The 15,351-nt window shown below is 72.4% G+C and carries 12 protein-coding genes; 8 read left to right on the top strand and 4 right to left on the bottom strand.

All coding sequences use genetic code 11. The annotated features are described in order from the left end of the window. Window positions 1–3 precede the first annotated feature (3 nt). The gene (locus ACR3IO_RS13220; protein ID WP_434071677.1) at window positions 4–1,689 is read right to left on the bottom strand and encodes a DHA2 family efflux MFS transporter permease subunit; all 1,686 of its coding nucleotides are present in this window, start codon (window positions 1,687–1,689) and stop codon (window positions 4–6) included. Between the two features lie 181 nt (window positions 1,690–1,870). Here ACR3IO_RS13220 and ACR3IO_RS13215 point away from each other — a divergent pair, with 181 nt between their 5' ends. Continuing rightward, window positions 1,871–3,805 carry a DEAD/DEAH box helicase gene (locus ACR3IO_RS13215; protein WP_434071676.1) on the top strand — a complete coding sequence of 645 codons (1,935 nt, stop codon included), beginning with the start codon at window positions 1,871–1,873 and terminating at the stop codon, window positions 3,803–3,805. A 5-nt stretch (window positions 3,806–3,810) separates the two neighbouring features. Next, on the top strand, window positions 3,811–4,194 hold the full coding sequence (locus ACR3IO_RS13210; protein WP_434071675.1) for a DUF2809 domain-containing protein: 384 nt from the start codon (window positions 3,811–3,813) through the stop codon (window positions 4,192–4,194). Window positions 4,195–4,328: 134 nt separating this feature from the next. Here the strand turns inward: ACR3IO_RS13210 and ACR3IO_RS13205 are convergent, their stop codons facing one another. Next, entirely contained in the window at window positions 4,329–4,613 is a 285-nt protein-coding gene (locus ACR3IO_RS13205) for a hypothetical protein (protein ID WP_434071674.1), read from the bottom strand. Window positions 4,614–4,879: 266 nt separating this feature from the next. On the opposite strand from ACR3IO_RS13205, the gene ACR3IO_RS13200 reads away from it, so the two are divergent. Next, window positions 4,880–5,458: a hypothetical protein gene (locus ACR3IO_RS13200; protein WP_434071673.1), complete on the top strand. Its 579-nt coding sequence runs from the start codon at window positions 4,880–4,882 to the stop codon at window positions 5,456–5,458. 161 nt (window positions 5,459–5,619) lie between these two features. Beyond that, complete coding sequence (locus ACR3IO_RS13195; RefSeq protein ID WP_434071672.1) at window positions 5,620–6,564, top strand: phosphodiesterase; 945 nt, start codon at window positions 5,620–5,622, stop codon at window positions 6,562–6,564. A 128-nt stretch (window positions 6,565–6,692) separates the two neighbouring features. On the opposite strand, the gene ACR3IO_RS13190 is transcribed toward ACR3IO_RS13195, so the two are convergent. Further along, window positions 6,693–7,733 carry a hypothetical protein gene (locus tag ACR3IO_RS13190; protein WP_434071671.1) on the bottom strand — a complete coding sequence of 347 codons (1,041 nt, stop codon included), beginning with the start codon at window positions 7,731–7,733 and terminating at the stop codon, window positions 6,693–6,695. A 296-nt stretch (window positions 7,734–8,029) separates the two neighbouring features. Further along, window positions 8,030–9,637, bottom strand: coding sequence for a stealth family protein (locus tag ACR3IO_RS13185; RefSeq protein WP_434071816.1), 1,608 nt, complete (start codon window positions 9,635–9,637; stop codon window positions 8,030–8,032). A 451-nt stretch (window positions 9,638–10,088) separates the two neighbouring features. Between ACR3IO_RS13185 and ACR3IO_RS13180 the strand changes: the two genes are divergently transcribed. From ACR3IO_RS13180 to ACR3IO_RS13165, 4 genes are all read left to right on the top strand, one after another. Continuing rightward, window positions 10,089–11,201, top strand: coding sequence for a fatty acid desaturase family protein (locus ACR3IO_RS13180; protein ID WP_434071670.1), 1,113 nt, complete (start codon window positions 10,089–10,091; stop codon window positions 11,199–11,201). A gap of 97 nt (window positions 11,202–11,298) precedes the next feature. Then, window positions 11,299–12,705, top strand: a complete 1,407-nt coding sequence (locus tag ACR3IO_RS13175; protein WP_434071669.1) for an NtaA/DmoA family FMN-dependent monooxygenase — start codon at window positions 11,299–11,301, stop codon at window positions 12,703–12,705. 158 nt (window positions 12,706–12,863) lie between these two features. Beyond that, on the top strand, window positions 12,864–14,222 hold the full coding sequence (locus tag ACR3IO_RS13170; protein WP_434071668.1) for an aminotransferase class V-fold PLP-dependent enzyme: 1,359 nt from the start codon (window positions 12,864–12,866) through the stop codon (window positions 14,220–14,222). Between the two features lie 53 nt (window positions 14,223–14,275). Continuing rightward, window positions 14,276–15,349, top strand: a complete 1,074-nt coding sequence (locus tag ACR3IO_RS13165; protein WP_434071667.1) for a phosphate ABC transporter substrate-binding protein PstS — start codon at window positions 14,276–14,278, stop codon at window positions 15,347–15,349. The last annotated feature ends 2 nt before the right edge of the window (window positions 15,350–15,351 follow it).

Here is a 15,351-nt window from a genome sequence, read left to right as displayed (position 1 = left end):
CGCCTACTCGACCGGCGGCGAGACCCCGGACGGCGCGGCGCCGTCGGGCGTCGCGGCCGCGGCCGAGCGCCGCGCGACCGCCCGGAGCCGGAGCGCGAAGGCGCCGCCGAGCAGGAGGAAGCCCGCCGCGGCGAAGAGCGCCCAGCGCGAGGCATCCGCCATGCCCGTGGCGAGCGCGTCGGCGATCGCCGGGCCGGCCGCGCCGAGCTCGCCGTCGTCGCCCTCGGCGCGCACCTGCGGGATCGTGCTGCCGGCCGACTGCTCGGTCGCCGAGACGATCTGGTCCGCGGCGGCCGGGGGCACGTCCGGCACCTCCGCGACCTGGGCGGGCAGGGCCACGGCGAGCCCCGCAGCGAGCACGGCCCCGACGATCGCCGTGCCGAGCGCGGAGCCGACCTGGCGCCCGGTGCTCTGCGTCGCCGAGCCCTGACCCGACTGCTCGGGCGGGATGTCGGCGAGCACGGTGCCGGTCAGCTGGGCCGACGCGAGGCCGAGGCCGAGGCCGTACACGGCGAGCACCGCGGCGAGCAGCCAGCCCGACATCTCGGGAGAGAGCAGCAGTGCGGCGGCCACCGCGCCGACGACCTCGAGCGCGAGGCCGATGACCACGACCGTCGGCGCGCCGAAGCGGTCGGAGACGCGACGGGCCATCGCGCCCGACACGAACGCGCCGAGTCCCATCGCGGCGAGCACCCACCCGGCGGCGAGCGTCGACAGGCCGAGGGCGTTGATCGTGAACAGCGGGAGCACGAACAGGAACCCGAACTCGCCGATCGCCACGCACATCGCGACGAGGTTGCCCCACGTGAACGTCGGCACCGAGAACAGGCGCACGTCGAGGATCGCCGACCGGCCGTTGCGGGCGCGGTGCCGCTCCCAGAAGAAGAACAGCACGAGGGCGACGACGCCGATCGCGAGGGCGACGGGCACCGGCGAGATCGGCCACGACGCCGGCCAGGTCCAGCCGAAGAGCTCGAACGGCTCCTCGGGCGCCCACCAGCCGAGCGATCCGCCCTCGATGAGCCCGAAGACGAGCGCGCCGAATCCGATGGCCGACAGGAGCAGCCCGTCGACGTCGAGTCCGCGGGAGGTGATGACGGCGCGCGTCTCGGGCACGGTGAGGAACGCGGCGACGAGGATGACGGCACCGAACGGGAGGTTGACGAGGAAGATCCACTCCCAGCCGAACGACTGGGTGAGCCATCCGCCGAGGAGCGGGCCGAGTGCGGCGACGCCCGAGATCGCGGCGCCCCAGACGCCGAACGCGATCGCGCGGTCGCGCCCGCGGAACGTGGCGTTCACGGTCGACAGCGTCGTCGGGAGGATGAACGCGCCGCCGACGCCCTGCACGAACCGGGCCAGGATGAGCGAGGTACCGCCGGTCGCGAGCGCCGCGAGCAGGCTGCCGGCCATGAAGACGACGATGCCGGCGACCATCGCGCGGCGCCGGCCGAGCCGATCGCCGAGGCGTCCGGCGGTGAGCAGGAGCGCGGCGAAGATGACCGAGTAGATGCCGTTGACCCACTGCGCCTCGCTGAAGTCGAGCTTCAGGTCGGTGATGATCGTCGGCAGTGCGACGCTCACGATCGTGCCGTCGAGCACGATCATCGAGAGCGCGGCGGCGAGCACGCCGAGCCCGACCCATCGGCGTGCCCCCGTTGCCGCCGGACCCGTCGCCGTGTCGTCCATGCGCGCCCCCCGTGTGTTCCCTGTCCATCCCAACGTACGCCCGGGCCCGGGCCGGCTCATGGATCGTTCGATTGACACGCGCGGACCGATGGCCGATGGGCGGATGCCGCGGCATCCGCCCATCGCGAACCCGCCCAGCTGGCACCCGGACGCCTCACAGGCGGCAGGACTAGGCTGAAATGTGACTTCCGGCGAAAACCCCGTCGTGGCCGAGGCTCCCGTAGAGCCCGCCGCGATCAGCTTCGCCGACCTCGGACTCGACGGCGCCGTGCTCAAGGCCCTCTCCGATGTCGGCTATGAGACCCCCTCGGCCATCCAGGCCGCCACCATCCCCACGCTCCTCGCGGGGCGCGACGTCGTGGGCCTGGCCCAGACCGGCACCGGCAAGACGGCCGCCTTCGCGCTGCCGATCCTCGCCCGACTCGACGAGTCGCAGAAGAGCCCGCAGGCCCTCGTGCTCGCCCCCACGCGCGAGCTCGCCCTCCAGGTCTGCGAGGCGTTCGAGAAGTACGCGTCCCGCATGCGCGGCGTGCACATCCTCCCCGTCTACGGCGGACAGGGCTACGGCGTGCAGCTGTCGGCCCTGCGTCGCGGCGTGCACATCGTCGTCGGCACGCCCGGTCGCATCATGGACCACCTCGACAAGGGCACGCTCGACCTCTCGCAGCTCAAGTACCTCGTGCTCGACGAGGCCGACGAGATGCTCAAGATGGGCTTCGCAGAAGACGTCGAGACGATCCTCGCCGACACGCCCGACGACAAGCAGGTCGCCCTGTTCTCGGCGACCATGCCGTCGGCGATCCGCCGCATCTCGAAGCAGTACCTGAACGACCCCGAAGAGATCACGGTCAAGACCAAGACGACGACCTCGTCGACCATCACGCAGCGCTACCTCGTCGTCGCGCACCAGCAGAAGATCGACGCCCTCACGCGCATCCTCGAGGTCGAGAACTTCGAGGGCATGATCATCTTCGTGCGCACCAAGAGCGTCACCGAGGAGCTCGCCGAGAAGCTCCGTGCCCGTGGTTACTCCGCCGCGGCCATCAACGGCGACATCGCCCAGGCCCAGCGCGAGCGCACCGTCAACCAGTTGAAGTCGGGCAAGCTCGACATCCTGGTCGCCACGGATGTCGCGGCGCGAGGCCTCGACGTCGAGCGCATCAGCCACGTGGTCAACTACGACATCCCGACCGACACCGAGTCGTACGTGCACCGCATCGGCCGCACGGGCCGCGCCGGCCGCACGGGCGACGCGATCAGCTTCGCGACGCCGCGCGAGCGCCGCCTCATCTCGGCGATCGAGAAGGCGACCCGCCAGGAGCTCACGCAGATGCAGCTCCCGAGCGTCGAAGACGTCAACGTCACGCGTCTCTCCCGCTTCGACGACCGCATCACCGCCGCCCTCGAGCAGACCGACCGCATCGCGGGCTTCCGCGACATCATCGGCCACTACATGAAGCACCACGACGTGCCCGAGGTCGACGTGGCCGCTGCGCTCGCCGTGGTCTCGCAGGGCGAGTCCCCGCTGCTGCTCGAGCCCGAGCCCGTGCGCCCCGCGCGCGAGTGGAAGGACCGCGACGACCGCGGCGCACGCGACGACCGTCGTGGCGACCGCGATGGCGGATCGCGCGGCTCGCGCTACGACCGCGACGAGGACCACGGCGACCGTCGCGGCCGCGGCGGCCCGCAGCTCGCGACCTACCGCATCGCCGTCGGACGGCGCCACAAGGTGGAGCCCCGGCAGATCGTCGGCGCGCTCGCGAACGAGGGCGGCCTCCGCCGCGAGGACTTCGGCGCGATCCAGATCCGTCCCGAGTTCTCGCTCGTCGAGCTGCCCGCCGACCTGCCCCGCGAGACCCTCGAGCGCCTCGACGGCACCCGCATCAGCGGGCGCCTCATCGAGCTGCGGCCCGATCGCGGCGCCCCGTCGCGCGGCGGCGACCGCGGCGGCCGGTACGACCGCGACCGTCCCGCGAAGCGCTACGACCGAGACGACCGTCCGGCCCGCTCGCACGACGACCGCCCCGCGCGTTCGAACGACGACGCCACGGCGACCGGTGCCGACGATGGCGCCCCGGCTCGCAAGCCGCGGCACAAGCCCGGCCGCGACGACTAGGCGCCGTGCGATCGCGGTGCGCGATCGCGGCCGTCGTCGTGCTGCTCGCGGGCCTCGGCCTGCAGCTGCTCGACCGCACGGTCGCGATCGACCTCGCCGGGAGCGCGCTCTATGCGTGCCTCGTCGGGCTGCTCGTCGCGATCGCGTGGCCCCGGCTGTCCGGCGCGATCGTCGCGACAGCGGCGTTCGCCGTCTCGGCCGGCATCGAGCTGCTGCAGCTGACCGGCGTTCCCGCCGCCATCGTGTCGGCCGTGCCGCCGCTGCGGCTCGTGTTCGGCAGCTCGTTCGACCCGCTCGACCTGGTCGGGTACGCGATCGGCGCCGTGCTGCTGTTCTTCGTGCACGCGGCGGCGCGGCGATCGGCGCTCCGCTCTGCGCGACGCGCCTGACCTCTCGCACCGCCCTCGGGCGCACCGCTCTCCGCCGCGCGGACGCCGTGCGGCCGGTGGCGGGAACGCCCCGGGAACGACGGATGCCGCGGAGCACTCGCCCCGCGGCATCCGCCGTCATCCGCTGAGGGCGGTCAGCCCTGCAGTCCGATCTCGAACGACACGCGGCCGTCGTCGGCGACCTTCGCGTCGAGCGTCTTGTCCGTGAGGGCGATGGCCGCGGCCTCGCCGAGGTAGACCCGGGCTCCGTCCTGCTCGACGACCGAATCGGTCGGGTCGGGCGTCGGCACGACCGCGACGGCGAACTCGGTCGCCGCGGTGTCCTGCGCGTTGATGCGCAGCCCGGATCCTTCAGGGGCACCGTTGCGGGAGACGATCTCCTTCACGACGGTGCTGGCGTTCTCGGTCAGTGTGAGCATGTGCTCCTCCTCTGCGATCACGAGTGATCCACCATTCCGAACGCGGCGACCTGTCGCAACCCCCTTGCACTCGGGGAGCGGATGCCGCACACTGGGCGCCCCGCGCCGGTGCCCGCCGCCGATGCCGACGCCCGTCCACACGGCCGCGCTCCGCGTCGGCGCAGGGGGCCGTCGCTCCTCCGTCAGGTTCGGCGCATCCTCACCGCCTATCCTCGTATGGGACTGCGGGCTGCGACGGCCCGCCACGGAGCGGAGGTGGTGACGCGATGAGCGGGAGGTCCGACGACGGTACCGACGCCGTGCGACGCCGCGGACGCCATGCGGCTCCGCCCGCCGGCGACCGCTCCGCACTGAGCCCGCGCCTCGTCCGAGGCCTGGTGGTCTCCACCTTCGCGACCGTCCGATCGCGCGTCGCCTCGGCCGTCCAGCCGCGCGCCGCGGCCGCCGGTACCTGGCTGCGCGAGCGACGGCTTCGGGTGCTCGTCGCCGCGGCGGCCGTCGCGGTGGTGGCGCTGCTCGGCGGCACGGTCGCACTGCTCCAATTCGCGGTGACGCCGAACCCGACCGATGACGCCGCACCCGCCGTGGACTCCACGAGGCCGGTCTCCGACGAACCCGCGGGCCCGAGCACGCTCGCACCGGAGACAGCCGGTCCGCCGACCACCGAGACGCCCTCGCCCGATCCCGTCGACGACCCGCCGGCCGCCGTCGAAGACCCCGAGCCCGAGGCGGAGCCGACGGCCGAGCCCGAGCCGTCCCCCGAGCCGACGACGGAGCCGACGACCGGCACCGGTCGCGACACCGCGCCCGGCCAGGTGAAGAAGCCCGACAAGCCCACCGGCTGACGGCGAGCGGATGCCGCGACCGGGCGTGCCCGCCCGGACCCGGCCGGCAGGTTTCAGCTCGGTCACACTCCGCCTTCATGCACCGTTCAGATTCGCGTGTTCCGCTAGTGTGAGCCCGACGCCCGCCGTCGTGCGTCACAGCCGATCGATGGGACACCCTCGTGAACACCAGGATCGCCGAGTACCCTCGGCCGCTCCATTTCCTGTTGCACATCAGCGATACGCACCTGCTCGCCGCCGGCGGCAGCCTCTACGATCGCGTGGCCAGCGAGCGACACCTCCGCAGCCTGTTCGACGAGTTCGAGGCATCCGGCGGGCGACCCGAGGCGATCGTCTTCACGGGCGACCTGGCCGACAAGGGCGAGCCCGACGCCTACGATCGCATCCGCCGCATCGTCGAGCCCGTGGCCGAGCGCCTCGACTCGCAGGTCATCTGGGTCATGGGCAATCACGACGACCGGGCGGCCTTCCGTCGCGGCCTGCTCGACGACGAGGTCGGCGGGTCCCGTCCGGTCGACCGGGTCGACGACGTCAACGGCCTCCGCGTCATCACGCTCGACACGACCGTGCCGGGCCGGCACCACGGCGAGATCGCGCCCGAGCAGCTCGACTGGCTCGCCGAGGAGCTCTCCATCGCGGCGCCGCATGGCACGATCCTCGCCATGCACCACCCGCCGGTGCCGAGCGTGCTCGACCTCGCGGTGTCGGTCGAGCTCCGCGACCAGGGCGGACTCGCCGAGGTCGTCGAGGGCAGCGACATCCGCTCGATCATCGCCGGGCACCTGCACTACTCCTCGACGGCGACGTTCGCGGGGGTGCCCGTGTCGGTCGCGTCGGCCAGCTGCTACACGCAGGACCTCAACGTGCCCGTCGGCGGCACCCGGGGTCGCGACGGCGCCCGGGCATTCAACCTCGTGCACGTGTACCCGTCGACCGTGCTGCACTCGGTCGTGCCTCTCGGCGCGACGCCCGCGCTCGACTGGATCGACGCCGAGGAGAGCGCGCGCCGGCTCGCGGCCGCCGGCATCGTGATCGCGGATGCCGCGGCGACGCCCGTGCCGAAGGAGCCGCCGTTCACCATGCCGATCCAGGTGCTCGCGGGCTGACGCAGCCGCCTGATCACTCGTCGGCTGCTGCCCTGATCACACGGTGGAGTCCCGCTGTTGCGGACGAGTCCGCGGCGATCGGGATTCCACCGCAACAGCGGGACTCCGGCGCGAACCGCATCGCGCCGTCAGGTCAGCTTGACCGGCCGGCGCACCCGCGGCACGCCGAGCCGCGTGAGCCTCGCCTCGACCGGGTGCCGCCGCAGCATGTCGTTCCAGTCCCATCGGTCGAACCCGCGCAACTGCCGACGGATCGCGTTCTCGCGGTCCTTCTCCGCGATCACCGCGTCGGCCGCACGGCGCGCGACGTCGGAGGTGCCGAACGTCGAACCATCGGATGGGCGCCGAGCGTCGAGCGCCGTCGCGTCGCCGAGGTACTTGCCCCGACCGTCCGCCTCGGCTCCGACGCCGACGCTCGGCCAGAAGAAGTCCAGGTACGCGTTCCGACCCAGTTCGGGAAGCCAGAGTTCGTGCTGCAGTTCGGGAACGGCGAAGCCCGTCTCCTCGATCAGGAGCCGGCTGCCCGTTTCGAGCGGAGTCTCGGCGAGTGTGGTCAGTCGCTCGAGGACCGCGTCGACCCGACGGCTCCGCGGGTAGGGCTTGAGCCTTTCGTGCTCGGCCCGGAGTAACTCGGGCGTCGTCAAGGGCGGCCGCCCCGACCGCGGCACGTGCAATGCGGCATCCGTCGCCGCGAGTGCGGCGATGAGCGGTGCATGCCGTGCAAGCTGCACGAGGGTGTGCTCGACGGAGGTCACTGCGAGACCGTCGACGGTCCTCACCTCGACCTGGCATGTGCGGGCGACCTCGACCACGCCTGCCCTGCGGCGCCCGTGGGCGTCACGGGACAGGACGAAGACCTCTGCGGGCCACCTTCCGATGACGGGCAATCCGAGGAGGGCGGCGGCGGAGTAGCTCGTGAAGATCGGCGCTGCGAACGCGATCGCAACCGCCTGCACATCCGAGAGGTAGGCCAGTGCATGGGCCCGGGCATTGCCGGGTCCTGCGCCGACGGTGTCGGCGGCCGGTCGGGTGGCGCGGTAGAGTCCCCGCCGCGCCGACTCGAGCTCGCCGCGCGCGACGGCTGCGCGGAGCTCGTTCTGTCGACCCTGCGCCCTGACGTCGGAGAAGCGGATGAATCCGAAACGATCGATCGGAAGCTGATGCGGCATCACTCGAGCATGCGTACAGTCCGCGCGCCGTCGTGCACACGAGGTGCGATCCGGCGATCTTCGGGGGCGCTTCGAGCTGTGCAGGAGCGGTCGCGATCGCGTCGCCCTCGGTGGAGTCCCGCTGTTGCGGTGGAGTCCACATCGAATGGGACTCCACCGCGACGACGGGACTCCGGCGGAATGGCGGGCGGAATGGCGTGCGGGGCGTGCGGGCGTGAGGTGCGCGGGCTGGGCGTGCCGGCGGGCGGCGCGCGCGTGCGGGTGCGCACGGCACCGGCGCGGGGGCGCCCGCCGGGTCAGGCCGTGAGGTCGGGGGCGGCGGTCACGGCATCCACGGGTGCTGCCGCAGGGGCCGTGCCCGCGGCATCCGCCGGCTTCTCCCACGGGGCCGGGAACGGGAAGTAGCGCTCGAGGAAGTCGATCACGGCGCTGGTGCGCCGTTCGACCGAGATCTCGGGGAAGCTGCCGTCGTTCAGGCAGAACATGTCGTGGTCGCGGCGCTTCAGCAGGCGCTCCATGGCGGGGAGCGATCGCTTCAGCGTGGTCTCGACGTACTTCACCCTGGCGTCGGTCTGCACCACAGCCCGGCCCGTGAGCAGCGCGTAGTAGTGGTAGAGCGAGTTCGTCACCGAGATGTCGGTCGCCGCGCGGAACCGGCTCGCGGCCGTTCGGGCGAAGTCCTCGGGGAACTCGGCCTCGAGCTCGGCCATCACGCTCTTGCGCAGCGGTGCCGCGGAGTGCTCGAGGTGCCGGGTGGTCACCTTGCCGAACCGCTCGCGCAGCAGGACCCGGTTGACGCGGGCCGCGTTCTCGAACCCGGAGCGCCCGGGGTGGGTCTCGCCGAGGCCGATGCGGGTCGACGCCTCGACGAACTTCGTGATGCCGCCCGGCGAGAAGAACATCGACGGGCTCAGCGGGCGCCCGAAGAACATGTCGTCGTTGGAGTAGAGGAAGTGCTCGGCGAGTCCGTCGATGTTGTGCAGCTGGCTCTCGACGGCGTGCGAGTTGTGCGTGGGCAGCACCGAGGTGTCGGCGAACATCGCCTCGCTCGGCACGATCGTCACCTTCGGGTGCCTGGCGAGCCAGGCCGGGGCGGGCGAGTCGGTCGCGATGAAGATGCGTCGCACCCACGGCGCGAACATGTGCACCGATCGCAGCGCGTACTTCAGCTCGTCGATCTGGCGGTAGCGGGCCTCGGAGTCGTCGCCCTCGCCGACGACGTAGCTCTGCATGCGCTTCGCGCGTTCGCGGATGAACTCGTCGCTCGAGCCGTCGACCCAGGAGAAGACCATGTCGATCTCGAAGTCGACGTCGCTCGCGAGCGGGGCCCACATGTGCTCGAGCGTCTGCCAGTCGCGGCCGTGCAGGTGCACGACGTCGTCGACCGCCTCGCCGCGGGGGAGCGTGCGACGCATGAGGGCGTTCTCGAGGGGGGCCTCGATGTCGTCCTCGCCGAAACGCCAGAACTCGAGCTGCACGGCCGACTCGGCACCGTACCGCAGGCGGCCGACGGGTTCGATCCGGGGGCGGTAGAGGCGCACGGCCTGCGGCTTGCGGTGCGCCGAGAGCGACCCGTCGGCGACGAGCACGGGCGAGGCGGCCGCGGCCTTCGCGGGCGCGAGCGTGGCGGCGTAGAACGGCTCGTCGGCGAAGGCGATCGCGAGGGCGGTCGTGACCTGCTTGCGTCGGGCGCGATCGACCGCGAGCACGGGACGGCCGTCGTCGCGGCGCACGAGCAGGTGCTCGACCCCGGCGTCGTCGAGGGCGGATGCCACGGCCAGGAGGTCCTCGACCATCGACGCGAGGGGGGTGACGTGGCCGTTGCGGAGCGTCCACATGCCCTTGCGCAGGACGATGTCGTCGCGGTCGAACCGGGCGTGCACGGCGGGGGAGTCGATGAGCACGAGCTCGGGGACGTCGCTGAGGCGGAGGCCGGGTTCGGATCGCGGCGCATGGCGACGGAAGGCCTCGCCGGGGCGGGGGTGGTCGGTGGTCGCGCGGGCGGGCTGGGTGCGGTCGTCGTGGTCGCTCGTCGTCACGTCGGTGGGGTGCTCCTGGTTCTCGTCGGATGGGTGCGGAGGGCTTCGCGTCGGCCGGGCCGATCAGGAGATCGATCGGCTGCGGTCAGCGGATGATCGTGCGGCGCGGGTGCGCCATCGCGTCAGATTCGCGGGGCGTGCACCGACGGTGCGCGCCATGCTCTCATCGTACGTCGGTCGGGGCTCGCGGTGGGCCGCTCGGGCGGCGCATCTGCGACCGACGAGAGGCCTCGTCCTGACCTGCGAGTGTCATGAGTATTCCTCAGGTAGATCTCCGATCGGCGTAGGCTCGGCGCCAGCGAGAAAGCAGGCGGTCATGAACCCCGACGTCGCATCCATCCGCAAGACCCATGCGCGAACCGGGGGCCCGAATCCACACGGCGCCAGCGAGTTCGCCGACCTGGCGAAGATCGTGAAGACCGCCGGGCTCATGCGCCGCCGCTACGGCTACTACTGGACCAAGCTGCTCTGCGTCCCGCTCGTCTTCGCGATCGCGATCCTGTGCTTCGTGTGGATCGGCGACACCTGGTGGCAGATGTTCACCGCCGTCGGCTTCGCCGTGCTCTTCACGCAGACCGCGTTCCTCGGACACGACGCCGCCCACCGCCAGATCTTCCGGTCGGGGCGCTGGAACGACTGGATCAGCCTCATCGTCGGCGACCTGTTCATCGGCATGAGCTACGGCTGGTGGCAGCACAAGCACGTGCGCCACCACGCGAATCCGAACCGGATCGGTGCGGACCCCGACATCGACCTCCCCGTCGTCGCGTTCACGCCCGACCAGGCGAACCGACCCCGTCCGCCGTTGCTCCGCTGGCTCATCGCGCACCAGGGGGCGTTCTTCTTCCCGATCCTGCTGCTGGAGGGGCTCTCGCTGCACGCCTCCAGCGTGCACCGGGTGTTCCAGCGCCGGCACGTCGACCGCAGGCCAGTGGAGATCGCGTTCCTCGCCGTGCGCATCCTCGGCTTCCTCGCGCTCGTGTTCCTCGTGCTCGCCCCGGAGAAGGCCGCCGTCTTCCTCGCCGTCGAGCTCGGGCTGTTCGGCTTCTACATGGGCATGGCGTTCGCCCCGAACCACAAGGGGATGCCGCTCGTGCCGGCGTCCGTCGAGCTCGACTTCCTGCGCCGGCAGGTGCTCATGAGCCGGAACATCCGTGGGAACCGGTTCATCGACGTGCTCATGGGCGGGCTCAACTACCAGATCGAGCACCACCTCTTCCCGTCGATGCCGCGGCCGCACCTGCGTCGGGCCGCGCCACTGATCCGCGCCTTCTGCCTCGATCACACCGTCACGTACACCGAGACGAGCCTCTGGCATTCGTATGGGATCGTGCTGCGGTACATCAACCGCGTGGGCCTCGGCGAACGCGATCCGTTCGAATGCCCCCTGGTGGCGGCGCGGGCGAGCATCGGGCCGCCCGTCACATGACGCTCGCTGACGTCGTGTGACCCCGCGCTCCGCCGTGTGACAGCGGGCCTCGCGACATCCGATCGGCCTCCCTAGCGTCGGAGCAGGGAGGCACACAATGTCACATCTCATCCTCGGCGCGATGGTCAGGACGATCGGGGCGTACCCCTCCGGCTGGCGGTATCCGGGAGCGCACCGCGACCCCCGTCTCGACGCCGACGCGCTGCGCCGCACGGCCGCCATCGCCGAGGAGGCGCGGCTCGACTACCTGTTCTTCGGCGACTGGCTGGCCACCGGGCACGACCTCGAGTTCGTCGACCCGTACCTGGTCGCCCGCATCGACCCGCTCTCGGCGGTCACCTACCTCGCGGGGCACACGAGCCGCATCGGCCTGATCGCGACCGCCGATTCCAACTTCGCCGATCCCTACACGCTCGCACGGGCGACGGCCTCGGCCGACGTCCTGTCGGGCGGCCGGGTGGGGCTGAACCTCGTCACGGCCGTCGACCCGCGATCGGCCGCGAACCACGGGCGCGACTTCCACACCACGAACGGGTCGCGGTACGACCGGGCGGTCGAGCTCGAGCAGGTGCTGCGCCGGCTCTGGGACTCGTTCGAGGACGACGCGGTCGTGGCGGATGTCGCGAGCGGCACGTACCTCGACGCGTCGCGCCTGCACGCCACCGACTTCCACGGCGAGCACCTGAGCGTCGCGGGGCCGCTCAACGTGCTGCGTCCCGTGCAGGGCCACCTGCCGATCGTGCACTCGGGCACCTCGCCCCGATCGCGGCTGTTCGCGGCGCAGAGCGCCGACCTCGCGCTCGTCGCGGTGAACGACCTCGCGCACGCCGTGTCCATCCGCGAGGAGCTGCGGGCGCTCGCGTTCGAGTCGGGTCGCGACGACCGCACGCTCAAGGTGATCGCCCCGGTGCTGCCGATCGTCGGGGAGACCCGGGCGCACGCGCAGGCGCTCGCCGAGGACCTCGCGGAACTCGTGCAGGTGGCCGAGGACTGGCCCGAGGGACCGCCCGCGGGGTTCCCCGCCCAGCGCTCGCTGGCGCAGCTGGCCTCCCACGTCGGGGTCGACCTCTCCGGCCGCTCGCCCGACGACCTCGTCGGACCCGACCTCGTCGCCCGGTTCGGCGAGGCCGGACAGGTGCTCGTCGAGATCGTCGCCGAGCGCACCGGACGCACGCCCACGGGGGAGCGACCCCCGTCGCTGCGGCAACTGCTCGTCGCGGCATCCGTCAACGCATCGATGATCGTGGGCACCGCGGCCGAGATCGCCGACGAGTTCGAGGCCTGGGCCGATGCCGGCGCGGTCGACGGGTTCAACGTGCTCTCGGCGGTGCAGCCGGCGCAGTTCGAGGAGTTCGCGTTCCAGGTCGTTCCCGAGCTGCAGCGGCGCGGCGTGTTCCCGACCGAGTACGAGGGCACGACGCTGCGCGAGCACCTCGGCCTCGAGCGGCCCGACAACGTGCACGTGACCGGTGGTGATCCGAACCTGGCCGTCGCGCGTCGCTGACCCCGGGCGGTCGTGCAGGGCGGGTGCGCGGCATCCGCTCGGGCAGCCCGCACCAGTGTTGCCGTTTGTTTCACGCTGTGACGGCGCGCGTCGGCAGAGGGTTGAGGCGCCGTTCCGGCGTCCGTAGCCTCGACGAACCACGCCCCGAGGAGAGCCCTGTGATCGCCACCGAGTCCACCGCCGTCCGCGCAGCGCGAACGACGGAGTCGGCGAGCATGTCGGGCAGCACGACGGTCGTCCAGGGTGCCGGGGTCACCCGACCGCTCGCGGAGCTCGCGGACGCCGGCCTCGAGATCCCGGTGCTCGGCGGCGCCACGGTGCGGCACGTGAACCTCGACCTCGCGGCATCCGCGCCGGCGCTGTCCGTCGTCGCCGCGCACGTCGTCAAGCTGCTGCCCTACTACTCCAGCGTGCACCGCGGCAGCGGGTACCCGTCGCAGGCCACCACGGCCCTCGTCGAGGAGGCCCGCGTGAGCGTCGGCCGGCACGTCGGCGCCCGAGACGGCGACCTCGTGGTCTTCACCCGCAACACCACCGAGGCGCTGAACCTGCTCGCCACGGCGGTGCCCGGCGAGACCGTGGTGCTCGACATCGAGCACCACGCCAACCTGCTGCCCTGGCGCGATCGCCGGGTCGTCGTCGCCCGCGGCTCCATCGCCGACACGCTCGCCGCCCTCGAGGCCGAGCTCGCCGCGCGGCCCGCCGCCCTGCTCTCGGTGACCGGCGCCTCCAACGTCACCGGCGAGGTGCTCCCCATCGCCGAGCTCGCCCGCATCGCGCACGCGTACGGCGCCCGCATCGCGGTCGACGCCGCGCAGCTCCTGCCGCACCGGCGCATCGACCTCGTGGCATCCGACCTCGACTACGTCGCATTCTCGGGCCACAAGGCCTACGCGCCGTTCGGCTCCGGCGCGCTCGTCGGCCGGGCGGACTGGCTCGACGCGGCGCCCGCGTTCCTGGCCGGCGGCGGCGCCGTCGAGCACGTGGCCGTCGACGACGTCGCCTGGAAGACCGGCGCCGACCGTCACGAGGCCGGCACGCCGAACGTCGTCGGCATCCTCGCGCTCGCCCGCGCACTCGCCGAGCTCGAACGCCTCGGCGACGCGGCTCGAGAGGCGCACGAGGCGCAGCTGACCGAGCGACTCCACGAGGGCCTCGAGGCGCTCCCGGGCGTTCGCGTCATCCGCGGGTTCGACGACGCCGACGATCGCCTCGCCATCGCGACCATCGAGCTCGAGCACGGTTCCGTCGGGCTCGTCGCCGCGGCGCTCGGCGCCGAGCACGGCATCTCGGTGCGGGCCGGCCGGTTCTGCGCCCACCCGTTCTTCGATCGCGTGTCGACCCGGTCCAACGGGCTCCGCGCGAGCCTCGGCGCCGGGTCCACCGTCGACGACGTCGACCGGTTCCTCGACGCGCTCGGCCGGCTCATCGCCGAGGGCCCCGCCTTCGAGTACTCGCGCACCCCCGGCGGCTGGTGTCCCGTGACCGACGACCGCCCGCGCCCCGTCATCGACTGAGCGGATGCCGCCGCCTCGACGGCGCGCACGGCACGGCTCAATACGATGGAGTCATGCGCACGACCACGACCGGCCCACTGCTCGGCGCCCTCGCCGCCCTCGCGCTCCTGCTCACCGGCTGCGCCGTGAACGAGCAGGGCCAGGGCGAGAGCGACCTCTCCGGAACCATCGACGGCGCCGGATCCTCGGCGCAGGGCGCCGCCCAAGACGTGTGGATCGCCGGATTCCAGCAGGCCAACGGCAGCGTCACCGTCGACTACGACCCCGCGGGGTCCGGCGCCGGGCGCGACCAGTTCCTCGCGGGCGCGGTCTCGTTCGCCGGCAGCGACGCGGCACTCGCCGCCGACCAGACGAGCGGCGACGTCGGCCGCTGCGCCCCCGGCGCGGGCGCGGTCGACCTGCCCGTCTACCTCTCGCCCATCGTGCTGGCCTTCAACGTCGACGGGGTCGACGAACTGCGCCTCGACGCGGCATCCGCTGCTCGCATCTTCAGCGGCGACCTCGAACGGTGGAACGACCCCGCGCTCGTCGCGCTGAACCCCGGCGCGGCACTGCCCGACGCGCGCATCACCGCCGTGCACCGGTCCGACGACAGCGGCACCACTTGGAACTTCACCGACTACCTGCACGAGGCGGCACCCGCCGAGTGGCCGAACGAGCCCGACGACGCGTTCCCGTTCGAGGGCGAGGCGGCGCAGGGCAGCTCGGGCATCGCGAGCGTCCTCCGCGAGGGCGTCAACGTGATCGGCTACCTCGACGCCTCGCGCGCCCAGGGGCTCGGCGTCGCCTCGCTCGCGGTCGGCGACGGATTCGTGGCACCGGATGCCGCGTCGGCGGCGGCGATCGTCGACGTGTCGCCCGTGGAGCCCGGCCGCGCCGACGACGACCTCGTGATCGACATCGACCGTGCGAGCGACGTCGAGGGCGTCTATCCGCTCGTGCTCGTCAGCTACGCGATCGCCTGCCGCGACTACGAGGACCCCGACGAGGGCGAGATCGTGCAGGCCTACCTCGCGTGGATCACGAGCGCCGAAGGACAGGACGCCGCGGCCGTCGGCGCCGGCTCCGCGCCGATGTCGCCCGAGCTGCGGGCCAGGGTGGAGGCCGTGGTCGACACGATCGGTTGACG

This window comes from Agromyces sp. Marseille-Q5079, from assembly GCF_051016555.1.
Taxonomy (GTDB): domain Bacteria; phylum Actinomycetota; class Actinomycetes; order Actinomycetales; family Microbacteriaceae; genus Agromyces.
This window is presented reverse-complemented; position numbering and strand designations above follow the sequence as displayed.